Origin of the sequence: Clavibacter michiganensis (assembly GCF_016907085.1) — a bacterium.
Lineage (GTDB): Bacteria > Actinomycetota > Actinomycetes > Actinomycetales > Microbacteriaceae > Clavibacter > Clavibacter michiganensis_O.
Map to the genome: position 1 here is coordinate 2,472,410 of NZ_JAFBBJ010000001.1, position 21,180 is coordinate 2,493,589.

General features: G+C 74.3%; 25 protein-coding genes. 18 read left to right on the forward strand and 7 right to left on the reverse strand.

Annotated features, from left to right (window positions below; translation table 11 throughout):
- The first annotated feature begins 53 nt into the window (after positions 1-53).
- The 4 genes from JOE38_RS11630 (at position 54) to JOE38_RS11645 (ending at position 2,040) form a co-directional block, all read left to right on the forward strand.
- The gene (locus JOE38_RS11630; protein WP_204576431.1) at positions 54-593 is read left to right on the forward strand and encodes a fluoride efflux transporter FluC; all 540 of its coding nucleotides are present in this window, start codon (positions 54-56) and stop codon (positions 591-593) included.
- Positions 590-970: a fluoride efflux transporter FluC gene (locus JOE38_RS11635; protein WP_204576432.1), complete on the forward strand. Its 381-nt coding sequence runs from the start codon at positions 590-592 to the stop codon at positions 968-970. Before JOE38_RS11630 ends, JOE38_RS11635 begins: the two co-directional genes overlap by 4 nt.
- A complete protein-coding gene (locus tag JOE38_RS11640) occupies positions 967-1,290 on the forward strand; it encodes a GNAT family N-acetyltransferase (protein ID WP_307838867.1) in 324 nt (107 codons plus the stop codon). Before JOE38_RS11635 ends, JOE38_RS11640 begins: the two co-directional genes overlap by 4 nt.
- Before the next feature lie 162 nt (positions 1,291-1,452).
- Entirely contained in the window at positions 1,453-2,040 is a 588-nt protein-coding gene (locus JOE38_RS11645) for an NUDIX hydrolase (RefSeq protein WP_204576433.1), read from the forward strand.
- Positions 2,041-2,071: 31 nt separating this feature from the next.
- Here JOE38_RS11645 and JOE38_RS11650 read toward each other — a convergent pair whose 3' ends face one another.
- The gene (locus tag JOE38_RS11650; protein WP_239544819.1) at positions 2,072-2,512 is read right to left on the reverse strand and encodes a DoxX family protein; all 441 of its coding nucleotides are present in this window, start codon (positions 2,510-2,512) and stop codon (positions 2,072-2,074) included.
- Positions 2,513-2,595: 83 nt separating this feature from the next.
- Between JOE38_RS11650 and JOE38_RS11655 the strand changes: the two genes are divergently transcribed.
- Both JOE38_RS11655 and JOE38_RS11660 read left to right on the forward strand, forming a co-directional pair.
- On the forward strand, positions 2,596-3,144 hold the full coding sequence (locus JOE38_RS11655) for a TetR/AcrR family transcriptional regulator (RefSeq protein WP_204576434.1): 549 nt from the start codon (positions 2,596-2,598) through the stop codon (positions 3,142-3,144).
- Positions 3,145-3,274: 130 nt separating this feature from the next.
- The gene (locus JOE38_RS11660) at positions 3,275-3,775 is read left to right on the forward strand and encodes a hypothetical protein (RefSeq protein ID WP_204576435.1); all 501 of its coding nucleotides are present in this window, start codon (positions 3,275-3,277) and stop codon (positions 3,773-3,775) included.
- Positions 3,776-3,852: 77 nt separating this feature from the next.
- Here JOE38_RS11660 and JOE38_RS11665 read toward each other — a convergent pair whose 3' ends face one another.
- Positions 3,853-4,437, reverse strand: a complete 585-nt coding sequence (locus JOE38_RS11665; RefSeq protein WP_204576436.1) for a dihydrofolate reductase family protein — start codon at positions 4,435-4,437, stop codon at positions 3,853-3,855.
- Between the two features lie 219 nt (positions 4,438-4,656).
- Between JOE38_RS11665 and JOE38_RS11670 the strand changes: the two genes are divergently transcribed.
- From JOE38_RS11670 to JOE38_RS11720, 11 genes are all read left to right on the forward strand, one after another.
- Positions 4,657-6,000, forward strand: a complete 1,344-nt coding sequence (locus JOE38_RS11670; RefSeq protein WP_204576437.1) for a DUF3100 domain-containing protein — start codon at positions 4,657-4,659, stop codon at positions 5,998-6,000.
- Positions 5,997-6,854: a MurR/RpiR family transcriptional regulator gene (locus JOE38_RS11675; RefSeq protein WP_204576438.1), complete on the forward strand. Its 858-nt coding sequence runs from the start codon at positions 5,997-5,999 to the stop codon at positions 6,852-6,854. Before JOE38_RS11670 ends, JOE38_RS11675 begins: the two co-directional genes overlap by 4 nt.
- A gap of 72 nt (positions 6,855-6,926) precedes the next feature.
- A complete protein-coding gene (locus tag JOE38_RS11680) occupies positions 6,927-7,871 on the forward strand; it encodes an NAD(P)-dependent oxidoreductase (RefSeq protein WP_204576439.1) in 945 nt (314 codons plus the stop codon).
- Positions 7,868-9,448: an aldehyde dehydrogenase family protein gene (locus JOE38_RS11685; protein ID WP_204576440.1), complete on the forward strand. Its 1,581-nt coding sequence runs from the start codon at positions 7,868-7,870 to the stop codon at positions 9,446-9,448. Before JOE38_RS11680 ends, JOE38_RS11685 begins: the two co-directional genes overlap by 4 nt.
- A 215-nt stretch (positions 9,449-9,663) precedes the next feature.
- Positions 9,664-10,902, forward strand: coding sequence for a sugar ABC transporter substrate-binding protein (locus JOE38_RS11690; RefSeq protein ID WP_204576441.1), 1,239 nt, complete (start codon positions 9,664-9,666; stop codon positions 10,900-10,902).
- Positions 10,902-11,891, forward strand: a complete 990-nt coding sequence (locus tag JOE38_RS11695) for a carbohydrate ABC transporter permease (RefSeq protein ID WP_204576442.1) — start codon at positions 10,902-10,904, stop codon at positions 11,889-11,891. Before JOE38_RS11690 ends, JOE38_RS11695 begins: the two co-directional genes overlap by 1 nt.
- On the forward strand, positions 11,884-12,765 hold the full coding sequence (locus JOE38_RS11700; protein WP_204576443.1) for a carbohydrate ABC transporter permease: 882 nt from the start codon (positions 11,884-11,886) through the stop codon (positions 12,763-12,765). The genes JOE38_RS11695 and JOE38_RS11700 overlap by 8 nt, the downstream gene beginning before the upstream one ends.
- Before the next feature lie 82 nt (positions 12,766-12,847).
- Positions 12,848-13,618 carry a ThuA domain-containing protein gene (locus JOE38_RS11705; protein WP_204576444.1) on the forward strand — a complete coding sequence of 257 codons (771 nt, stop codon included), beginning with the start codon at positions 12,848-12,850 and terminating at the stop codon, positions 13,616-13,618.
- A complete protein-coding gene (locus JOE38_RS11710) occupies positions 13,615-14,844 on the forward strand; it encodes a Gfo/Idh/MocA family protein (RefSeq protein WP_204576445.1) in 1,230 nt (409 codons plus the stop codon). The genes JOE38_RS11705 and JOE38_RS11710 overlap by 4 nt, the downstream gene beginning before the upstream one ends.
- Positions 14,845-14,864: 20 nt before the next feature.
- A complete protein-coding gene (locus JOE38_RS11715; RefSeq protein ID WP_204576446.1) occupies positions 14,865-16,178 on the forward strand; it encodes an ROK family transcriptional regulator in 1,314 nt (437 codons plus the stop codon).
- Positions 16,175-16,831 (forward strand): HAD family hydrolase, encoded by a 657-nt coding sequence (locus tag JOE38_RS11720; RefSeq protein ID WP_204576447.1) that lies wholly within the window; start codon positions 16,175-16,177, stop codon positions 16,829-16,831. Before JOE38_RS11715 ends, JOE38_RS11720 begins: the two co-directional genes overlap by 4 nt.
- Before the next feature lie 27 nt (positions 16,832-16,858).
- Here the strand turns inward: JOE38_RS11720 and JOE38_RS11725 are convergent, their stop codons facing one another.
- Positions 16,859-17,863: a hypothetical protein gene (locus JOE38_RS11725; RefSeq protein WP_204576448.1), complete on the reverse strand. Its 1,005-nt coding sequence runs from the start codon at positions 17,861-17,863 to the stop codon at positions 16,859-16,861.
- Positions 17,864-18,032: 169 nt separating this feature from the next.
- On the opposite strand from JOE38_RS11725, the gene aroQ reads away from it, so the two are divergent.
- Complete coding sequence (aroQ, locus tag JOE38_RS11730) at positions 18,033-18,623, forward strand: gamma subclass chorismate mutase AroQ (protein ID WP_204576449.1); 591 nt, start codon at positions 18,033-18,035, stop codon at positions 18,621-18,623.
- Positions 18,624-18,735: 112 nt separating this feature from the next.
- Here the strand turns inward: aroQ and JOE38_RS11735 are convergent, their stop codons facing one another.
- From JOE38_RS11735 to JOE38_RS11750, 4 genes are all read right to left on the reverse strand, one after another.
- Positions 18,736-19,074, reverse strand: a complete 339-nt coding sequence (locus JOE38_RS11735) for a YnfA family protein (protein WP_204576450.1) — start codon at positions 19,072-19,074, stop codon at positions 18,736-18,738.
- A gap of 72 nt (positions 19,075-19,146) precedes the next feature.
- Entirely contained in the window at positions 19,147-19,638 is a 492-nt protein-coding gene (locus tag JOE38_RS11740; RefSeq protein WP_204576451.1) for an FBP domain-containing protein, read from the reverse strand.
- A gap of 237 nt (positions 19,639-19,875) precedes the next feature.
- Positions 19,876-20,325 (reverse strand): MSMEG_6728 family protein, encoded by a 450-nt coding sequence (locus JOE38_RS11745; protein ID WP_204576452.1) that lies wholly within the window; start codon positions 20,323-20,325, stop codon positions 19,876-19,878.
- 49 nt (positions 20,326-20,374) lie between these two features.
- On the reverse strand, positions 20,375-21,175 hold the full coding sequence (locus tag JOE38_RS11750) for a GNAT family N-acetyltransferase (RefSeq protein ID WP_204576453.1): 801 nt from the start codon (positions 21,173-21,175) through the stop codon (positions 20,375-20,377).
- Positions 21,176-21,180 lie beyond the last annotated feature (5 nt).

The following is a 21,180-nucleotide window of genomic DNA, read 5'->3' on the forward strand; positions in this document are numbered from 1 at the left end:
ACGACAGTCCCTGTCTCTTCGGCATCGCCATGCCATCCGAGATGGGAGACCCCATGACCGACCACCCGCAGCCCGACGACGGCGCGACCGGCGACGGCACGCCCTTCGACGGCCTGCCCCTCGACAGCGACATCGAGGTCGACGACGACCCGGGCCGCCCGGTCCACCTCCGCTGGTCGTCCCTCGGCCTCGTCGCGCTCGGCGGCGCCGTGGGAACGGGGATCCGGGAGGCGCTCGCGCTCACCTGGCCCGCGCCCGCCGGGGGCATCCCCGTGACGATCCTCCTCATCAACGTGGTCGGCGCCTTCGTGCTCGGCGCCCTGCTCGAGGCGCTCGTCCGCCGCGGGCCCGACGAGGGCCGGCGCCGCGCGATCCGCCTGCTGGTCGGCACGGGCGTGCTCGGCGGCTTCACCACCTACAGCTCGCTCGCGACCGACGCGGCGTCGCTCACCGGATCCGCGCTCGGCACGGCGCTCGCGTACGCGGGGCTCTCGCTCGTGGTCGGCGCCGCGGCGTCCGTCGCCGGGATCGCCACGGGCGCCGCGATCCACCGCCGCACGGCGGCCGGCCGCGCGACGGGAGCGGCGTCGTGACCGGGCCCCTGGTGTTCGCGCTCATCTGCGTGGCCGGCGGCGTCGGATCCGCCCTCCGCCTGCTGCTCGACGGCGTCATCCGCGGCCGCCTCGGCGCGGCGTACCCGTGGGGCACGACCGTCATCAACGTCACGGGATCCCTCGGCCTCGGCCTCCTCACGGGTGCCGCTGCGCAGGCGGGCCTCCCGCACGACCTGCTCCTGATCCTCGGCGGCGGGCTGATGGGCGGCTACACGACCTTCAGCACCGCGAGCCTCGAGACCGTGCGGCTCGCGCAGGCGGGCCGTGTGGGTGCCGCGCTCGCGAACGGCGTGGGGATGCTCGTCGTGTGCGTCGCGGCGGCCGGCCTGGGGATCGCGGTGGGCCAGGCGCTGTGACGGCCCTGGCGTCCGTCGCCGCCGCGGACGTCCCGGCGCTGCAGGCGTTCCTCGCCGCGGCCGACCTCACGGTCACCGGGCTCGACGACCCGGGTGTGCGGCTCTGGATCCATCGCGACGCCCACGGCCGCATCACCGGCAGCACGGGCTTCGAGCTCAGCGCGGACGGGCGGTACGCGCTGATCCGCAGCGTCGCGGTGGATCCCGCCCTGCGGTCCGCGGGGCTCGGCTCGACGCTCGCCCGGCACGCGCTCGCCGAGGCGGCCGCCGCTGGTGCGGAGCGCGCCTGGCTGTTCTCGCGGAGGTCGGGTCCGTTCTGACGCGGCCTCGGCTTCCAGGAGGCGGACCGCGACGCGCTCGCCGCCGCGCTGCCTGAGGCCCGCCAGGTCGTCGCGTTCCGCGCGAGCGGCCAGCTGGCGCGCGAGGTCGCGTGGTCGCGGGCGCTGGGGGCGGCTGCGGACGTGCCCGCCTAGGCTCGGCGGATGAGCAGCGCGGAGACCCAGCCCGACCCGGAGCTCGTCTGGACCACGACCGGCCGCCGCGACCTCCACCGCGGCCGCGTCGTCCTCGTCGAGCACGACGTGCAGCTGCCCGACGGATCCGCGTCGCGCTACGAGGTCGACGAGAGCGTGCCCTTCGCGGTCGCGACCCTCGTGATCGACGGCGACGCCGTGATCCTGTCGCGCCAGTACCGGCACCCGCTCGGGCGCTGGATCCTCGACCTCCCCGGCGGCGCCGGCGACGCCTCCGAGCAGCCCGCCGACGCCGCCCGCCGCGAGCTCGAGGAGGAGCTCGGCCTGGTCGCGCCCGGCCTCGTGCCGCTGCGCACCTACGCCGTCAACCCCGGCCGCGCATCCTGGCTCGTGCACGTCTTCGCCTGCACGACCCCGACCACCGCGGGCGTCGCCGATCGCTCCGACCCGTCCGAGCAGGTGCGCCTCGTCCGCATGCCGGTCGCGGAGCTCGACGCGCTCATCGCCGCGGGCGGCATCGAGGACCCGACCCTCCTGATCGCCCGCGCGGCCGCCGCGGAGCAGGGGCTGCTGCCGCCGGTCGGGGCGCCGCGCTAGCGCGACACGTCAGGCCGCGCGCCCCGCGCGCTCACCCCATCGCGACGACGCACGCCGCGAGGAAGCCGACCTGCGCGATCGTCCGCAGCGGCAGGGGCGTCGTCGGGGCGTCGGGGTGGTGGCAGCCGCGGGCCGCGCGCACGTTCGCCGGGAAGACGGAGACGAGGAGGATCGCCAGGCCGATCGCGGCGGGGATGCGGAGGGCGGGGATAAGCAGCCCGACCGCTCCCGCGATCTCGAGCACGCCCGTGACGGTGACGATGAGCTCCGGCCGCGGCAGCGACGGCGGCACGATCGACACGAGCCCGGACCGACGCGGTTCCCGGAAGTGGGCGCTGGCGCCGAGCGCGAACGCCGCCGCGAGGCCCACCGCGACGGAGGCCGGCCATCCGTCCAGGTAGGGCACGGGGACGGCGATCCCCACGAGCCGCGCCTCGAGGGCGACGACGATCAGGGCGACGAACGGGATCATGGGTCTCCAGCATCTTGACGGCGTCAAGATCTTGCCGGGGCGGGCCGGTCTTGTCAAAGTCGACGTGCGCGTACCGTGATCGCATGGCCTACCACCACGGCGATCTCCGCTCCGCCCTGCTCCGCGAGGCCGCCGAGATCGTCGCCGCCGACGGGCCGGACGCGGTGACCCTCCGCGAGCTCGCCCGCCGCGTCGGCGTCTCGCACGCGGCGCCCGCGCACCACTTCCGCGACCGCCGCGGCCTCATGACGGCGCTCGCGTCCGAGGGCTTCCGCCAGCTCGGCGACGTCCTCCGCCAGGCGCCCGACTTCCTCGCCGCCGCCGAGGCGTACGTGCGCTTCGCGACCGGACCCGGCCGCGGGCACTACGCCGTGATGTTCGACCCGTCGCGCATCGACCCGGCGGATCCCGCGCTCGTCGCCGCGCGCGCCGCGACCGACCAGGTGCTGCTCGCGGGCGTCGCCACGGTCGAGCCGCGCACGCCGGATTCCCCGCTCGCCGCGTTCGCGCTCGTGCACGGGCTCGTGATGCTGCACGCGTCCGGCGCGCTCGAGCGCAGCTACGCGGGCGAGGATCCGGTCGACCTCACGCGCCGCATCGCGCAGGTGCTGTTCTCGTTCCCGGAGGGCTGACCCGCCCGATCCCGCGCGGCGCGGGACTCTTCACCAGACGTTCGTCTGACGTACCGATCCGCCTCCGGTCCCGGTCCTACCGTCGTCCCGCGGGTCGCCGCCTGCATCCCCCACCCGATCGGAGAACCCCGTGCACGCTCGCACCACCGCTCCCCGTCCGCGCCGCACCCGCGTGGCCCTCGCCGCCCTCGCCATCGCGGGCTCCGCCCTCGTCGGCGTCGGCACGGCACCCGCCTCCGCCGCCCCGGCGTCCTCGACGACCACCGCGGTCGCCCCCGTCGGCGACCCGGTCGCCGCATCCGACGCCTACGTGCGCCGGCAGACCGTGCGCTTCTCCGCGCACATGCAGCGGTACGGCGACGTCGTCGTGTCGATCCTCGTGCGGGGGCCGAACCCCGGGAACGGCGCACCCGGCTGGTCGCGCTGCGTCGACCTGCCGCAGTCCGGCCTCCCCATCTGGACGGAGATCGGCGTCGACCTGCTCGCGAACGCGCGCTACACCGTGTCGTCCTACAGCGACTTCGCCTGCTCGCGCGGCGCGAACTACCGCTGGACGACGGGCACGGTCGACACGCGGTTCACGCACTGGATCGTGTACCCGATCCGCTCGCCCAAGTGGACCCTGCGCTAGCCGCCCACCGAGCCAGCCCGACGCCCCCGATGCCGCATCGGGGGCGTCGGCGCGTCCGGGCCGGCGTCGCGAGCGACTCAGCCTCCGTCGCGGAGCGCGTAGGTGAGCACCGCGTTGCCCGCGCTCGTGATCTCGGAGCGGCGCAGCTCCAGCCGCGTGGTCGGGTCGCCGGGCTCGAACAGGCGGCGGCCGGCGCCCGCGATGACCGGGTGGATCATCAGGGTCAGCTCGTCGAGCAGCCCCGCGAACAGCAGCGCGCGCGTCAGCGAGATGCTCGACAGCACGGCGATCTCGCCGCCCTCCGTCTCCTTCAGCCGGGCGATCGCCTCGAGCGCGTCGCCCTCGATCCGCGAGGCGTTCCACCCCAGGTCGCCCGTGAGGGTGCGTGTGGCGACGAGCTTCTCGAGCGGGTTGACGAACGCGGCGAACGGGTCGTCCGCGGATGCGGCCGGCCAGTGCGCCGACCAGTCCTCGTAGCCGCGGCGGCCCATCACGGCGGTGGTGACCGAGGAGATCATGCGGCCGAGGCCCGCGCCGAGCTCGGGGTCGAACGAGTCGAACTGGAACAGGTTCGGCGACTCCACGACGCCGTCGACGGACGTGAACAGGCCTGCGGTGAGTCGTCGCACGCGCTCCTCCTCGAGCTCGGGTGTGGACGCCATGATCCGCGCCGCACGACCGCGCGTCCAGACCCGCTCGCGTGCCCGGCCGCCCGCGGGCCGTGTTCACACGGCCGCAACACGCGCGCATCGCCGCGGAAACGGGGGCTCCCTAGCCTCGTGTGCAATGGCGATTGCAGGATCCGCGCTCCGCGACCCCGATTGCAGACGCCGATCCGCATCGCTCGACCACCCGCTCAGCACCTCGCGAAGGGACCGCACATGACCACGACCGTCGGAGAGAGGACGAGGTCCGTCGTCGGCCTGCGGGGGGTCGCGCCCGTGGCGGCGGCGGCGCTCGTGATCGCGCTCGTCGCGCAGGTCATCGGGTCGCGCACCCTGCCGCTCGGATCCGCCTCCATCGTGTTCTTCCCGATGGTGTGGGGCCTCCTCATCGCCGCCGCGCTGTCGTTCCAGCGGATCCGGCGGGTCGGCCTCGACTTCCAGCGGATCGCGAACGCGTTCGTGGGCGTCGCCGTGCTGTTCCTCGTGGCGCGGCTCGCGTTCAACATCGGGCCGAACATCCCGACGCTGCTGCAGGCCGGACCCGCGCTCCTGCTCCAGGAGATCGGGCACCTGCTCGGCACGGTCGCGCTCGCCCTGCCGCTCGCCGTGCTGCTGCGGATGGGCAAGGCCACCATCGGCGCGACCTTCTCGCTCGACCGCGAGCCGGCGTTCGCGATGGTGAGCGAGAAGTACGGGCCCGACTCCGACCAGTACCGCGGCGTGCTCGCCATGTACGTGTTCGGCACGCTCTTCGGCGCGGTCTACATCACCCTGCTGACCTCGCTCGTGGCGTCGGCCGACGTCTTCGACCCGCTGGCGCTCGCGATGGGCGCGGGCGTCGGATCCGGGTCGATGATGGCTGCGTCGACCGCCAGCATCATCGCCGCGTACCCGGGCCAGCAGGACGCGATCCTCGGCATCGCCGCGGTCTCGAACCTGATCACCACTGTCCTCGGCGTGTACGTCGGCATCTACGTGGCGCTGCCGCTCGCCGACCGGTTCTACCGGTTCCTGACGCGGAAGCAGGCGGCCGCGGAGGCGGCGTCCGGTCCGGTGGCGGTCTCCGCGGAGACGGAGGAGTCGAACCGCGTCTTCCGCGAGCGCGTGGCCGAGGCGGCGGCGCCCGTGGACATCCGGCCGTGGGTCGCGATCGCCGTCCTCGCGGTCGTGGGCATCGGCACCGCGTCGATCTTCGCGGGCGGCGTGAGCTGGTCCATCGTCGGCGGCTACGCGATCCTCATCGCCCTCCTGCTCGTCAGCCAGCTGCTCGCCCGGATCACGCGCAAGGTGTCCGCGATCGTGTTCGTCACGACGATCGGCGCGCTCGCCTCCAGCCCGTACTCGCCGATCGGCGCGGAGCTGACCTCCGTCGTCACGTCCATCGACTTCCTCTCCATCGCGTGCGCGACACTCACGTTCGCGGGCCTCAGCCTCGGCAAGGACGCGGCGCTCCTCAAGACCGTCGGCTGGCGCATCGTGCCGGTCGGGCTCGTCGCCATCACGGCGTCGTTCCTGCTCTCGGCCGTCATCGCGGAGTTCGCGCTCGGGTTCTGGTCGTGAGCGCGGCGGATCCGCTCGCCGACTGGCTCGACGAGCTCGAGCCGACGAAGGGGCACACGCCCTCGCACGCCCGTGTCGCCCGCGTGCTGCTCGAGAACCAGCAGCTCGCGTCGTACTCGGAGATCGCCGAGATCGCGCAGCGCGCCGAGGTGAACGCCAGCACGGTGGTGCGGTTCGCGCAGGCGCTCGGCTTCCGCGGCTGGCCCGAGCTGCAGCAGGAGCTGCGGATGCGGTACCTCGCGACGCTCACGTCCGAGGAGACCCTGCGCGAGCATCCGGCCCCGGCGTCGGGCGCGGTGCACGCGTCCATCCAGCGCGACGTCGCGAACCTCGGCCGGGCGCTCGAGTCCATCGACCCGGAGGAGGGCGACGCGGCCATCCAGGCGCTCGCGTCGGCCGGGCGGATCCTCGTGGTCGGCATGGGCTCGTTCGGCGCGCCGGCGTCGATCCTGGCGCACCTCGGATCCGTGATGGGCTACCCGATCGCCTTCGAGGGCCGCGGCGGCGCGCACCTCGCGGCCGCGATGACCACGCTCGGCGCGGACGACGTGCTCGTGGTCGTGAGCCTGTGGCGGCCGATGCGCGACGTGCTCGCCGCCGCATCCGCGGCCCACGCGGCGGGCACGACCGTGGTCGCCATCACCGACATGCGCCGCGGCCGCCTGGCCGCCAGCGCCGACCACGTGCTCGTCGTCCCCAGCGAGGGCGTCTCGTTCCTCCAGTCCACGACCGCCACCACGTCGGTCGTCTACGGCCTGCTCAGCGGGATGGAGGCGGCGCACCCCGAGCGCAGCCGCGCCGCGCTCCGCCGCACGCAGGAGCTGTGGCAGCAGCTCGGCACCTTCACCGGCTGACGCGGCCGCCCGCATTCGCCCGCCTCCACCGCCCGCCTCGATCCGCCGCCCCGCGCGGCACCGGAAGGACCCATGACCCCCACCGACCCGCTCGACCCCACCACTCCGCGGCGCATCGGCGTCGTCGGCCTCGGATCCATGGGCGGCGCCATGGCGGCGTCCCTCGCCGGCCGCGGCTGGGACGTCGTCGGCTGCGACCCGTCCGCGGCGGCGCGCGCGGCTTCGGAGGCGCGCGGCCTCGCGACGGTCGCCGACGTGTCCGCGCTCGCCGGGATCCCGTACGTCGTGCTCTCGCTGCCGTCCGCGCGCGTGGTCGAGGCGACCGTGCCCGCGCTCCTCGCCGCCCCCGGCACCGTGGCGATCGTCGACACCACCACGTCCGAGCCCGCGACGAGCGCCGCGATGGCGGAGCTCGCCGCCGCGCACGGCGCCGCCTTCGTCGACGCCCCGGTCTCCGGCGGCAACACGGGCGCGGCCGCGGGCACGCTGGCGTCCTTCGTCGGCGGATCCGCGGAGGCCGTCGACGCGGCCCGCCCCGTGCTCGAGGCCCTCACCTCCGGCGGCTGGCGCCACGTCGGCCCCGCCGGATCCGGGAACGTCGTCAAGCTCCTCAACAACATGCTCGTCTCGGTCAACCTGCTCGCGGTCGCCGAGGCGATGGACGTCGCGGCGGCCCACGGGATCGACCTCGACACCGCGGTCGCCGCGCTCAACACCGCCACGGGCGCCAGCACGGCTAGCCAGCGGATGTTCCCCGACCAGATCCTCAGCGGGCGCTTCGGCTCGGGCTTCGCGCTCGGCCTCATGGCCCGCGACGTGGCGCTCGCGCACGACGTCGCCCGCGCGACCGGCGCGACCCCGGGGCTCTTCGCCGAGACCGACGCGCGCTGGCAGCAGGCGCTCGCGGCCCTCGGCCCGCAGGCCGACTTCGTCGCCGCCACCTCCACCTTCACCACGGCGACCACCGCCCTGGATCCCGCGCAGCTCCCCGCCCGGAAGGACGACACCGCATCATGACCGCCACCGCCCCGACCTCCCGCACGCCGCTCCTCGAGGCCATCGACCGCGCCGCGCACCCCGCCGAGCGCGCCCGGGATCTCATCGCCCACGCGTTCCCCGACGGCATCGGCACGTGGGCCGACGGTCGCGTGCACCCGGGATCCGGCCCCGCGATCGACCTCGTCGACGCCGCGACGGGTGAGCTCGTCACGAGCTACGCGGATCCGGGCGCCGAGGGCGCCGAGACCGCCCTCGCCGCCGCCGTCCGCGGCGCGCGCACGTGGGGCGCGATGGACCCCTACGACCGCGCCGCGATCCTCCGCGACGTCGCCCGCGTGATCGGCGAGCACCAGGAGGAGCTCGCCGTGCTCGAGACGGTGACGACCGGCAAGCCGCTCCGCGACGCCCGCGTCGAGGCCGGCCGTGTGGCGCAGATGTTCGGCTACTACGCCGGCTGGGCCGACAAGGTCACCGGCCAGACCATCCCCGTCCCCGGCGACTGGCTCACGTACACGACGCGCGTGCCGTGGGGCGTGGTGGTCGCGGTCACGCCGTGGAACTCGCCGCTGTTCACGGCCGGCTGGAACTCCTCCGCGCCGCTCGCCGCGGGCAACGCCGTGGTCCTGAAGCCCAGCGAGTACACGCCGCTCAGCACGATCCGCCTGGCGCAGCTCGCCGAGGAGGCGGGCCTGCCCGCCGGCGTGCTGTCCGTCGCGGTCGGCGCGGGCACCACGGTCGGCGCCGCGCTGAGCACCGACCGGCGCGTGGGCAAGCTGAGCTTCATCGGATCCGTGCCCGTCGGCCGCACGGTCGCGCAGGCGGCGGCCGGCGCCGGCATCCCCGTCGTGCTCGAGCTCGGCGGCAAGAGCGCCAACGTCGTCTTCGCCGACGCGGACCTCGACCAGGCCGCGCGCGGCGCCGTGAGCGCCGTCTTCTCGGGCGCCGGGCAGTCGTGCGTCGCCGGATCCCGCCTGCTCGTCGAGCGCGGCGTGCACGACGAGCTCGTGGCCCGCATCGTCGCCCACGTCGAGGCGCTCCGGCTCGGCGACCCGCTCGACCCCGAGACCGAGATCGGCCCGATCATCTCGCGCCGCCAGGTCGCGACCATCCACGCGCTCATCCAGGCGGGCCAGGAGGACGGCGCGCGCCGCCTCTCCGGCGCGACCCCGTCGGCCGCGCTCGCCGACGGCGCCCTCGCCGCCGGCAGCTGGATCATGCCGACGATCCTCGACGGCGTCGAACCCGGCCACCGCCTCGAGACCACCGAGGTGTTCGGCCCCGTCCTCGGCGTCTCCGTCTTCGACACGGAGGAGGAGGTGGTCGCGCGCGCGAACGCCACGGGCTTCGGGCTCGCGGGCGCGGTCTGGACCTCCGACGTCTCGCGCGCGCACCGCGTGGCAGCGGCCGTCGACGCCGGCACGTTCTGGATCAACGCGTACAAGACGATCCACGTCGCCGTGCCGTTCGGCGGCTTCGGCGAGTCCGGCCACGGCCGCTCGTCGGGCCCGGGCGTGCTCGACGAATACACGCAGCAGAAGGCGGTGTGGGTGCCGACCACGCCGCCGCCCGCGCCCTTCCCGTCGATGCGCGGCTGACGCGGGTCGCGCGCCATCCCGCGCCGCCCGCCCGAGGGGACGGGCGGCGCGGTATGCGAAAGGTTTCTGGTTAACCGCTTTACACAACCCCCGATCCGGTGTTAGCGTCGCCGCCATCGGGTGCGCGACGACGCCTCCCGGATGCGTGCGGAGCTGGCGGATCACGGTGTCGTCGAGCCCCGGACCGACCGCCACCTCAAGGAAGAGACCACGCGATGTCCCCTCGATCCACCGCCCGCCGCCGCCGACTCCTCGGCGCCGCCGCCGTCGCGGCCACCGTCCCCCTCGTTCTCGCCGGCTGCTCCGGCGGCGGGGGAGGATCCTCGTCCGGCGGGGATCCCACGACGGTCAACGTCACCGACTACTACAACGAGGGCAACGACAACACCGTCATCGGCGACACCCTCACGAAGTGCGGCGAGTCCCTCGGCGTCACCATCAAGCGCACGTCGATCCCGGGCTCGAGCCTCATCCAGAAGGTGCTCCAGCAGGCGTCGTCGCGGACGCTGCCCGACGTGCTCATGCTCGACAACCCCGACCTGCAGCAGATCGCCGCGACGGGCGCGCTCGCCCCGCTCGAGGACTTCGGCATCTCGACCGACGGCTACGCGAAGGGCGTCGTGGACGCGGGCACCTACGAGGGCAAGACGTACGGCCTCGCGCCCACCGTCAACACGATCGCGCTCTTCTACAACGAGCAGATGCTGGCCGACAAGGGGATCCAGCCGCCCACCACGTGGGACGAGCTCAAGACCGCGGCCGCCGCGCTCAAGGACGGCGACCGATACGGCATCGCGATGGACGCCAACGCCACCTACGAGGGCACCTGGCAGTTCCTGCCCTTCATGTGGTCGAACGGCGGCGACGAGAAGGACATCGCCACCCCCGAGACCGCGGAGGCGCTGCAGCTCTGGACCGACCTCGTGAAGGACGGCTCGGCCTCGCAGAGCGTCGTCAACTGGACCCAGTCCGACGTCAACGACCAGTTCATGGCCGGCAAGACGGCGATGATGATCAACGGCCCGTGGCAGATCCCCGCGCTCACCGAGTCGGGCGTCGACTACGGCATCGCGAAGCTCCCCGCGCCCGAGGCCGGCGGCACCGCCGTCGCCCCGCTCGGCGGCGAGGTGTGGACCGTGCCGCAGACGGGCGACAAGGCGAAGCAGGCCACGGCCGCGAAGGTCGTCGAGTGCCTCAACTCCGACGAGAACCAGCTCGACATGGCCACCAAGCGCTACACGATCCCGTCGAAGACCGCCGTCGCCACCCAGTTCGGCCAGCAGGTGCCCACCGAGCAGGTGTTCGTCGACCTCGTCGCCGACGCCCGCGCCCGCACCGGCGAGCTCGGTGCCGACTGGCCGAAGGCCGCCACGAAGATCTACACGGCCGTGCAGTCGGCGCTCACCGGGCAGGCCTCGCCGGAGGACGCGCTGAAGAACGCCGAGCAGGGCTGATGGCGACGACCGCCGTCCCCGCGCGCCCGGTCGCGCAGGCTCCCGGGCGGGCCCGGGGCGCCGGGGACGCCGCCGTCGCACGCGGTCCCGTGCGCCGCCGTCCCCGCTTCCGGTGGGAGCGCTTCTTCCAGGTGATGTTCCTGGTGCCGGCGGTCGTGTACCTCGTGCTCTTCTTCGGCTACCCGGTCGTGAAGAACATCGTCATGAGCTTCCAGGAGTACACGACGACCACCTTCTACACGGGAGAGGCGCCGTGGGTCGGGTTCGCGAACTACGCGTCGGTGCTCTCGTCGGGGATCTTCTCGACGGCCCTGCTCAACACGTTCCTGTTCACGATCGGCTCGATCCTCGGCCAGTTCGTCATCGGGCTCGTGCTGGCGCTGTTCTTCCGCCGGTCCTTCCCGCTCAACGGCCTGCTGCGCGCGCTGCTGCTCCTGCCGTGGCTGCTGCCGCTCATCGTCTCGAGCGCGGTGTGGAAGTGGATCCTCGACCAGGACTCGGGCGTGCTCAACCAGTTCCTGCTGGGCACGGGCGTGGTGCAGGATCCGGTGCCGTGGCTCACGAGCCCGGCGTTCGCGCTCATCACGGTGATCGCGGTGAACGTGTGGATCGGGATCCCGTTCAACACGACCATCCTCTACGGCGGCCTGCAGGACATCCCGCCGGAGCTGTACGAGGCCGGATCCCTCGACGGGGCCACCGGCTGGCGCGGCTTCCGGCACATCACCTGGCCGCTGCTGCGACCCGTGGTGGGCGTCGTGCTCGTGCTCGGCGTCGTCTACACGATCAAGGTGCTCGACATCATCCTCGGCCTCACGAACGGCGGGCCCGCGAACTCGACGCAGACCATCGCGACGCAGTCGTACACGCTCTCGTTCCAGCAGTTCGACTTCGGGTCGGGCGCCGCCCTCAGCAACATCCTCATCGTCATCTCGGCGGTGTTCGCGGTGGTCTACCTCCGCGCCAACAGGAAGGCCGTCGATGACTGACACCGCCGAGCGCCTCGTCCCCGTCCCCGCCCCGGCCCGCCGGGTGCCGTCGGGCTCCCGCCGACCGCGCGCCGACCGCAGCTGGATCGGCACGGTCGTCGGGATCGCGATCCTCGCCGTGATGCTGTTCCCCGTCTACTGGATGGTCAACATCTCCCTGCAGCCCGCGGGTCCGGCGATCGAGGCGGCGTGGTTCCCGTTCGAGGCGCAGTTCCAGGGCTACGCGACCGCGCTCTCGGAGCAGGGCCAGGCGCTCGGCACGAGCCTCGTGATCGCGCTCGGCAGCGTCGTGCTCAGCCTCGCCATCGCGACCCCGGCGGCGTACGCGCTCGCGCAGTTCAAGTTCAAGTGGATCAACCTGGTGCTGTTCGGGATCCTCATCTCGCAGATGATCCCCGGCATCGTCGTCGCGAACGCGCTCTACGCCGCGTACAACGACGTGGGGCTGCTGAACTCGATCCCGGGCCTGATCCTCGCGGACTCCACGGCCGGCATCCCGTTCGCGATCCTCATCATGCGGGCGTTCATGGCGGGCATCCCGCCGTCGATCATCGAGGCCGCGAAGGTGGACGGCGCCGGGAACTTCCGGGCCTTCCGCTCGATCGTCCTGCCCGTGAGCCTCAACGCCGTGATCACGGCCGGGCTCTTCACGTTCCTCTTCACCTGGAGCGACTTCCTGTTCGCGCTGACGCTCACGACGACCGACGACGTGCGCCCCATCACGCTCGGGATCTACCAGTACATCGGCACCTACACCGCCGACTGGAGCACGGTGATGGCGACGGCCGTGCTCGCGTCGCTGCCGGCGATCGTCCTTCTCCTCGCGGCGCAGCGCTTCATCGCGGCGGGCGCGACGGGCGGCGCGGTCAAGTGATCCGGCGCCCGCACGCGCGCTCGCCCGATGCGGCCGGCGCCGCCCCCGACATCCCGCACGACCCCTCCGAGAGAGAGACACCATGACCGACACCGCATCCCCGCTCCGCGTCACCGTCTGGGGCGAGAACCGCCACGAGCAGATCGAGCAGCACGTCCGCGACCGCTACCCGACCGGGATGCACGGCGCCGTCGCCGAGGGCGTGCAGGAGAACCTGCCCGACGCGCACGTCGAGATCGCGACCATGGAGCAGCCCGAGCACGGCCTCACCGAGGAGCTGCTCGCCCGCACCGACGTCCTCACCTGGTGGGGCCACGCGGCCCACGCCGAGGTGGACGACGAGATCGTCGATCGGGTGCACCGCCACGTGCTCGACGGGATGGGCCTCATCGTGCTGCACTCCGGGCACTGGTCGAAGATCTTCACGAAGCTGATGGGCACCACGTGCACCCTCCGCTGGCGCAGCGAGCACGACCGCGAGCTGGTGTGGACCGTGAACCCGCAGCACCCCATCACCCGCGGCGTGCCGAACCCGATCGTCATCGACGAGCAGGAGATGTACGGCGAGTACTTCGACGTGCCCACGCCCGACGAGCTCGTCTTCATCTCGGGCTTCACGGGAGGCGAGGTGTTCCGCAGCGGCATGACCTACCGCCGCGGCTTCGGCCGGATCTTCTTCTTCTCGCCCGGCGACCAGGACTTCCCCGTGTACCACCACCGGGACGTCCGCCGCGTGATCGCGAACGCCTGCGAGTGGGCGCGGCCCGACCGGCGCGAGACGCCCACGTTGCTGCGCTACGAGCTCGGCGAGTACTACGACGGCACCGACTACGCCGGGGCGCTCGAGCGATGACGGACGTGGAGGAGCGCACGGGCGCCGCCCACCGGATCGTCGCGCCGGCTGACGGCGCGCGGCTGCGGGTCGTGCAGGTGGGCGCGGGCGGCATGGGGCGGCAGTGGCTGGAGACCATCGCGGAGGATCCCGACGTCGAGCTCGTGGGCGTCGTCGACCTCGATGAGGAGGCGGCGCGGGCGGGTGCTGCGGCGCACGGGGCGTCGGCGGAGGCGTCGACCGACCTCGGCGAGCTGATCGCGCGGGTCCGGCCCGACGCGGTGATCGACGTCACCATCCCGCGCGCGCACCACCCCGTCACCACGCAGGCGCTGTTCGCGGGGATCCCGGTGCTCGGCGAGAAGCCCGTCGCGCTCACGGTCGCCGAGGGGCTGTCGCTCGCGGCGGCCGCGGAGATCACGGGCGAGCTGTTCATGGTCAGCCAGTCGCGCCGCTACAACGACCACCTCGTCGCGCTCAAGCGGCGGGCGGCCGACCTCGGCGGCGTCGGCATCGTCACCACGGAGTTCTTCAAGGCCCCGCACTTCGGCGGGTTCCGCGAGGAGATGGACGACGTGCTGCTGCTCGACATGGCCGTGCACCAGTTCGACGCGGTGCGGTACCTGCTCGACGCGGATCCCGTGAGCGTCTACTGCGAGTCGTACAACCCCGCGTGGAGCTGGTACCGCGGCGACGCGGGAGCCACCGCGGTCTTCGCGTTCGAGGGCGGCGTGCGGTACGTCTACACGGGCAGCTGGTGCAGCCCGGGCGCGGAGACGTCGTGGAACGGATCCTGGCGGGTGAGCGGCGCGCACGGCACCGCGCTGTGGGACGGCGACCACGAGCCCACCAGCGAGATCACGGACGCGCCCGACGGCCCGCCCCCGGCGCCCGCGGCCGCCGCGTCGGTGGGCGTGGAGATCGCCGGCTCGCTGCGCGCGTTCGTCCGCGCGCTGCGCACGGGGGAGCGGCCGCACGGCGAGGTGCACGGCAACGTGATGAGCCTCGCAATGGTGGAGGCCGCGATCGAGTCGAAGGGCACCGGCCGGCGGCTCGCGATCGACGACGTGCTCGAGCGCGCCTACGCGACCGCGCTCGCCGACGAGCGGCGCGACGACGTGCGCGCGCGGCTCGAGTCGTGGCGCGAGCGGGGCGTGCGGGAGGCGCTCCAGGGGCCGCCGGAGTCCGCTGGCCGCGCAGGCCTGGAGGGCGTCGCCGCCGTCGCCCGCCCGGCCGCCGCCGGGTAGCCTCATCGGGTGGGGATCCAGTGACCGGCGATGAGACGGGCGGTGCCGCGCGCGCGCCCGAGCCGCTCGCATCGGTCGTGGATCCCGCCCGGTCGGTCCCGCTCGCGCCGGATCCCCGCTCCCGCGGCACCACGCCCGACCACGTCCGCCGCTCCAACCTCGCGACCGTGCTGCAGATCGTGCACGAGACCGGCCCCGCGTCGCGCTCGGAGCTGACGCGCGAGACCGGCCTCAACCGCTCCACCATCGCCGCGCTCGTGGGCGAGCTGCAGGAGCTGGGGCTCGTCGTCGAGTCCGAGCCGCCGGGCACCAACCGCGTCGGCCGGCCGAGCCCCATCGTCTCGGCCGACCCGGGCGTGGTCGTCTTCGCGGTCAACCCCGAGATCGACGCGGTGACGGTCGGGCTCGTCGGCCTGGACGGCGTCGTGCAGCAGCGGATCCGCCGCGACACCGACGGGGTGCCGACCGCCGCGCAGGCCGCCCGGCTCGCCGCGGCGATCATCGACGGGATCCGCGCCGACCTCCGCGCGACCCGGCCCGACGCGCGCGTGCTCGGCATCGGCGTCGCGGTCCCCGGCCTCGTGCGCTTCGACGGCGGCATCGTGCGCCTCGCGCCGCACCTCGGCTGGGTCGACGAGCCGTTCGCGGCGCTCCTCGCCGACGCCACCGGGCTGCCCGCGCTCGCCGCCAACGACGCGAGCCTCGCGGCCGTCGCCGAGGGGCGCTTCGGATCCGGCCGGGACGTCGACGACCTCGTCTACCTCAACGGCGGCGCGTCGGGCGTCGGCGGCGGCGTGCTCATCGGCCGGCGCCCGTTCGGCGGCGCGGAGGGCTACGGCGGCGAGCTCGGCCACACGCTCGTGGACTCCGGCGGCGAGCTCTGCCACTGCGGCGCGGTCGGCTGCCTGGAGACGACGGTCGGCCAGGACGCCCTGCTCGAGGTCACGGGCCTGCCGCGCGCCCGCGCCGACGAGCTGGGCGACGTGCTCGCGGCGGCGCTCGAGGCGGGGGATCCGGCGATCACCCGCGAGGTCGAGCGGCAGATCGACAACCTGGCGGTCGCGCTGCGCAACGTCGTCAACATCTTCAACCCGTCGCTCGTGGTGCTCGGCGGGTTCCTCGGGTCGCTGCACGCGGCGGATCCCGACCGGATCCTCGCCCGCGCCACCGCCCAGGCGCTCCCCGGCGCGCGCGAGGCCCTGCGCATCCGCCGCGCGGCCCTCGGCCCCGACCGGCTGATGATCGGCGCGGCCGAGCTGGCCTTCGCGGGCGTGCTCGTGGATCCGTCGGGCGTGATGCGCGCCGCCGCCGCCGCGGAGCGCACCACGGCGTGAGCGCGCCGGTGGATCTCGTGATCCTCGACTGCGACGGCGTGCTCGTCGACAGCGAGGTGCTCGCCGTCGAGGTCGACCGACGCGTGCTCGCGGAGCTCGGCTGGGACATCACGACCGAGGAGATCGTCGAGCGCTTCGTCGGGAAGTCGCACGCGACCTTCACCGCCGAGGTCGCGGCGCACCTCGGCCGCGACCTCGCCGACGACTGGGACGCGCCCTACGCGCGCTGGTACGCCGACGCGTTCGAGGAGCACCTGCGGCCGGTCGACGGGATCGGGGAGGCGCTCGACGCCATCACCCTGCCGACCTGCGTGGCGTCCAGCGGCGACCACCCGAAGATCCGCGCGAACCTCGCGCGCACCGGCCTGCTCCCGCGCTTCGACGGCCGGATCTCGAGCGCCACCGAGGTGGCGCACGGCAAGCCCGCCCCCGACCTCTTCCTGCTCGCGGCCGCGCGCATGGGCGTGGATCCCGCGCGCTGCGTCGTCGTGGAGGACAGCCCCTACGGCGTCCAGGGCGCGCTCACCGCGGGCATGCGCGCGCTCGGCTACGCGGGCGGGCTGACGCCGGCCGACCGTCTGCGGGACGCGGGCGCGACCGTCTTCGACGACATGCGCGACCTGCCGCGGCTGCTGCGGGAGCTCGCGGGCTGAGCCGCCGATCCCGGCCGCCCAGACGGGTCACGCCGCGCTGACCACCCGCCGTCGCCGCACCGCGCGCACGACGAGCGCGCCGAGGATCCCCACGAGCAGTGCCACCGCGAGCTGCCCGAGCACGCCGCCCTCGCCGCGGAGGACCGCGCCGCCCACCATGCCGCCGGCGTCGAGGAGCTCGAGCGGGTAGCGCAGGAGGACGCGGTTGCCGAGGGCGTAGGTGACGCCGACCACGACGGCCGTGCCGAGCCAGAGCAGCAGCACCGCGACGACCGAGCCGATCACGCGGCCGACCGAGCGCAGCCCGGTGAGCGCGATGGCGATGCCGAGCACGACGGGCGGCACCCACGAGATCACGGGCAGGATCGCGTACGCCGCGTCGCTGAGCACGCCGGTCGGGCCCGGGGACACGAACCCGCCGAGCCACTCGCCGAGCAGCACCACCGGGAAGGCCGAGGCGACCACCGCGAGGCCCGCGGGCGCACGCGCGAGGAGCGCGGCGACGACGGCTGCGAGCAGGATCATCGCCGCGGTGCCGCCCACGAACGCGACGAGGTAGACCTGCGCCTCGCTGATCGAGGCGCCCGTGCGGCCGCCTGCGCCCGAGACGTCGTCCATGCCGAGCCCGTCGGCCGTCACCGTGGCGGTCTGCACGAGCGCGACGACCTGCACGAGGAGCAGCCCCGCGACCACGAGCCATGACCCGTGCCGGGGGAGCCGCGACCGCAGCGCGCGCGCCGCGGCGCCCGCGATGCCGCCGCCCACCAGGATCACCGCGGCCAGGAGGCCCGCCGTGTACTGGTTGAAGGGCAGCAGCGCGATGGGCATGTCGGCCGCGGACGTCACGTCCTCCGCCCACAGGTTCTGCATCGGCAGGCGCAGCCCGGAGAGGATCCACGGGAGCAGCCCGAGCACCGCCGCGGCCACGCCGACGGCCAGCGCGAGGAGCGCGCCGCGCACGCCGGGGATCGCCCGGGCCGCCGGATCGTCGAGGGTCGTGCCGGGGGCGGGCGCGGTGTCGGGCGTCGTCATGCGCCCACGCTAGCGACGCGGTCGCCGCGGTCGCGCGCCCCCGGTCGGGCCGGCCTGTGCACTCCCGCGGACACCCGGGCGCGTCCTCTGCCTATGCTCACGGCACCCGACCGACCCGATCGCCCGCGCCCGACCTCCGCCCGCCCGCTCCTCTCAGAACGGATCCGCCATGCCCCGCCGCGCCCTGCTCGCCACGTCCGCGTTCGCCGTCACCCTCGCCGCCCTCCTCGGCGCCGCCGCGCCCGCGCAGGCGTGCCCGCGCGACCCGGCGGAGCAGCAGGCGGTCACCGCGGTCGCGTCCGCCGCGCTCGACCGCCTCGAGATCGCCGACGACGTGGCCGCGTCGAAGTGGCTCTCGGGCAAGGCGGTGGCGGATCCCGCGCGCGAGCAGGCCGTCGTCGACGCCACCATCGCCGCCGCGAAGGCCGACGGTGTCGACCCGGTCGCGGCCGAGCGCATCATCCGCGCGCAGATCGTCGCCAGCAAGCAGGTGCAGTACGCGCTCATCGCCCGCTGGCACGCGCACCCCGACGAGGCGCCCACCACCGCGCCCGACCTCACCACGAGCGTCCGCCCGCGCATCAACGCCGTGGATGCCCGGCTCGTGCCGGCCATCGGCGCCGCGTCCGCCGCGCTCGACGACCAGGCCTGCGGCCACCTCGTGAAGGACGCCCGCGGCCAGCTCGGCCAGGGCCTCGACGACGCCCACCGCAAGGCCTTCCGCACGGCCCTCGCGACCGTCTGCACGCCGGAGAGCTGAGCCGGCCCACCGACCCGGTCGGGTCAGCTGCCCCGATGCGCTGGTCCGGCCGACCCAATCACGCGCGCGTCCGCCCTCCGGGGCGGGCGCGCGCTGTCGTACGGGGACCCCGTCAGGCGCCCTGCCCGCGCGGCCCGAACATGATCACGGCGACCCCGAGCAGGCAGACGACGGCGCCGATCACGTCCCACCTGTCGGGCCGGTAGCCGTCCACGACGGCGCCCCACACGAGCGAGCCCGCGACGAACACGCCGCCGTAGGCCGCGAGGATCCGCCCGAACGACGCGTCCGCCTGCTGCGACGCGATGAAGCCGTACGCGCCGAGCGCCATGACGCCGAGCCCGGCCCACCACCACGGCTTCCCCTCGCGCACCGCCTGCCACACGAGCCAGGCGCCGCCGATCTCGGCGACCGCGGCGAGGGCGAACAGGATCACGGTGCGCAGCAGCATGCTCCGAGCATGGCGGAGCCGGACGCGGACGCGGACGCGCGGGTCAGCGGGTCACGCCGCCGTCAGCCCGCATCAGGCGGTCGACGCGATGTCGGCCGCGAACGAGGCCACCCGGTTCCGCAGGTCGTCGATGAGCTGCGCCGTCGCCGCCGCGGGGTCGAAGCCGAGGTACGGGATCGGCCGGGGCTTCCGCACGTTGGCGCTGCACTCGAAGTCGGTGCAGACGAGCGTGCCGACGGTGTTGCCGTTGCGCCCCGCGGCGCCCGCCCGGCGCGCGCCGTAGAACACGACGGGGTTCGGCAGGCGCACGTCCTGGCACCACGTGCACTGGGCGCGGGATCGCGGTGCCGTGGAGGACTGCTGCAGCAGCACGCCGATCAGCTCGTCGCCGACGGGGGCGACGACGATGCCGCGCTGCGGCGCCTTCGGGTCGCGCCAGCCGAGGAAGTCGAGGCGGTCCCAGGCGAGGTCGGCGAAGCCCTCGGGGAGGCGGAGGTCGCGCGCCTCGCGCTGGGAGGCGTTGACGAGCGAGGCGCGGATGGCGGATTCGGTCAAGGGGAGCATGTGGTGCCCTTCGTGCGGGGTCGCGGCGGTGCCGCGGGAGCGGGTGTCGGGAGAGGCGGCCGGATCCTCGGGGATCGACGGCGCGCCGGGTGCGGCCGGCCCTCGCGGGGCGCGGCGACGGATCCGGTGACTACCTGGTGCCGACGGACGTGCCGCCGACGACCTCCCCACGCCCCGAGGGCGCCGCGCTGCTCGTTATGCTCACGCGACAACGGTACCCCCGCGTGAGGGAATCGATCACGCGCCGGCGCCCGGCCACACGTAGTCGAGGTCGTCGGGATCCCCGGGGAACGCCGGCCGGTACAGCTCCGGCGCCTTGGCCAGCAGCTTCGAGCGGTGGGAGAGGTGCAGATCCGCGCGATCCCACCACGGCGGCAGCGCGATGCGGCCCTCCGTGTAGGCGGCGAGGTCCTCGGGCACCTCGGCGATGACCGCGAGCGTCTTCTCGAAGCACGTGTCCGCGAAGCCGCGGCGGGTCCACTCGGCGCATGTCGCCTCCTGGTACTCCATGAGCGCGGGCCGGTAGCCGCGCCACATGCGCGTGACGGGGTGGCTCTGCCAGCCGTAGCCGGCGACGGTCACCGCCTTCATCACCTGGAGCGTCTCGACGCGCTGCTTCCCGAGCCGCCTGTCGTCGAGCACGGCCATGCTCTCCGCGAGGTCCGGGTAGGGGAGGAACGTCTGCATCCGGCCAGTCAACTCCGGCGGGCGCGGGATGGTCGGGGCCGCGACCGCCTCAGCGCGACCAGGCGTACGGCGTGGTCGTCGAGCAGGCGATGAGGCCGGAGCGCTCGAGGATCGGGCGGGAGAAGTCGGTCGAGTCGCTGTGCATCAGGGTGCGGCCGGCGGCGAGGGCCGAGCGCGCGCGGGCGGCCGTGAGCGCGCGGTAGATGCCGCGGCCGCGCCACTCCGGCAGGGTCGCGCCGCCCCAGAGGCCGGCGAAGTCGGATCCCGCGACGGGCTCGAGCCGGCCCGCCGAGACGATCCGCCCTTCGGCTTCCGCGACCCACAGCTCTATGCCGTCGTCGAGCCGGAGGCGGCGGAGGATCGCGTCGGCGTGATCTGCGGACACCGCGTCGCCGAAGACCTCGTCCTGCATGGCGCTCATCGCCCGCACGTCGGCGTCCGCGGTGATGCGCCGGAGCGTGACGCCCGCGAGCAGCGGCACATCGACCGCGAGCGCCCGGGCCTCGCCCAGCATGATCGACTCGGGCTCCTCGGGGACGAAGCCGTTGGCGCGGAGGACGCAATCGAGCCCGGGTGCGCGGTCGTGTCCCCGGGTCTTCCACTCCACGGTCGTGATCGCGGGGTCGTCGCGGAAGCGGGCCAGCGCCGCGGGGACGAGCTCGCGCAGGCCGGCCTCGTCGAGGCCGCCGAGGTCGGCGTAGGTGATGAAGCCGCGCCCGCCGGGGAAGACGACGAGCCGCAGCGGGCCGAGCAGCCGGACATCGAGCGCGCTCGGCGTCTCGGCGTCGGTGCGGAGCTGGGCGTCGTAGGCGGCGAGGAGACGGGCGGCGGATCCGGCGGCAGGGGTCACGCGGA

Bases quoted from the DNA above. Each gene is read 5' to 3' on its own strand.
- JOE38_RS11705 (WP_204576444.1), top strand. From the start codon at position 12,848: ATGACCGACACCGCATCCCCGCTCCGCGTCACCGTCTGGGGCGAGAAC.
- JOE38_RS11725 (WP_204576448.1), bottom strand. From the start codon at position 17,863: ATGACGACGCCCGACACCGCGCCCGCCCCCGGCACGACCCTCGACGAT.
- JOE38_RS11685 (WP_204576440.1), top strand. From the start codon at position 7,868: ATGACCGCCACCGCCCCGACCTCCCGCACGCCGCTCCTCGAGGCCATC.
- JOE38_RS11690 (WP_204576441.1), top strand. From the start codon at position 9,664: ATGTCCCCTCGATCCACCGCCCGCCGCCGCCGACTCCTCGGCGCCGCC.
- JOE38_RS11740 (WP_204576451.1), bottom strand. From the start codon at position 19,638: ATGCTCCCCTTGACCGAATCCGCCATCCGCGCCTCGCTCGTCAACGCC.
- aroQ (WP_204576449.1), top strand. From the start codon at position 18,033: ATGCCCCGCCGCGCCCTGCTCGCCACGTCCGCGTTCGCCGTCACCCTC.
- JOE38_RS11630 (WP_204576431.1), top strand. From the start codon at position 54: ATGACCGACCACCCGCAGCCCGACGACGGCGCGACCGGCGACGGCACG.
- JOE38_RS11700 (WP_204576443.1), top strand. From the start codon at position 11,884: ATGACTGACACCGCCGAGCGCCTCGTCCCCGTCCCCGCCCCGGCCCGC.
- JOE38_RS11680 (WP_204576439.1), top strand. From the start codon at position 6,927: ATGACCCCCACCGACCCGCTCGACCCCACCACTCCGCGGCGCATCGGC.
- JOE38_RS11695 (WP_204576442.1), top strand. From the start codon at position 10,902: ATGGCGACGACCGCCGTCCCCGCGCGCCCGGTCGCGCAGGCTCCCGGG.
- JOE38_RS11650 (WP_239544819.1), bottom strand. From the start codon at position 2,512: ATGATCCCGTTCGTCGCCCTGATCGTCGTCGCCCTCGAGGCGCGGCTC.
- JOE38_RS11645 (WP_204576433.1), top strand. From the start codon at position 1,453: ATGAGCAGCGCGGAGACCCAGCCCGACCCGGAGCTCGTCTGGACCACG.
- JOE38_RS11735 (WP_204576450.1), bottom strand. From the start codon at position 19,074: ATGCTGCTGCGCACCGTGATCCTGTTCGCCCTCGCCGCGGTCGCCGAG.
- JOE38_RS11745 (WP_204576452.1), bottom strand. From the start codon at position 20,325: ATGCAGACGTTCCTCCCCTACCCGGACCTCGCGGAGAGCATGGCCGTG.
- JOE38_RS11665 (WP_204576436.1), bottom strand. From the start codon at position 4,437: ATGGCGTCCACACCCGAGCTCGAGGAGGAGCGCGTGCGACGACTCACC.
- JOE38_RS11670 (WP_204576437.1), top strand. From the start codon at position 4,657: ATGACCACGACCGTCGGAGAGAGGACGAGGTCCGTCGTCGGCCTGCGG.
- JOE38_RS11655 (WP_204576434.1), top strand. From the start codon at position 2,596: ATGGCCTACCACCACGGCGATCTCCGCTCCGCCCTGCTCCGCGAGGCC.
- JOE38_RS11710 (WP_204576445.1), top strand. From the start codon at position 13,615: ATGACGGACGTGGAGGAGCGCACGGGCGCCGCCCACCGGATCGTCGCG.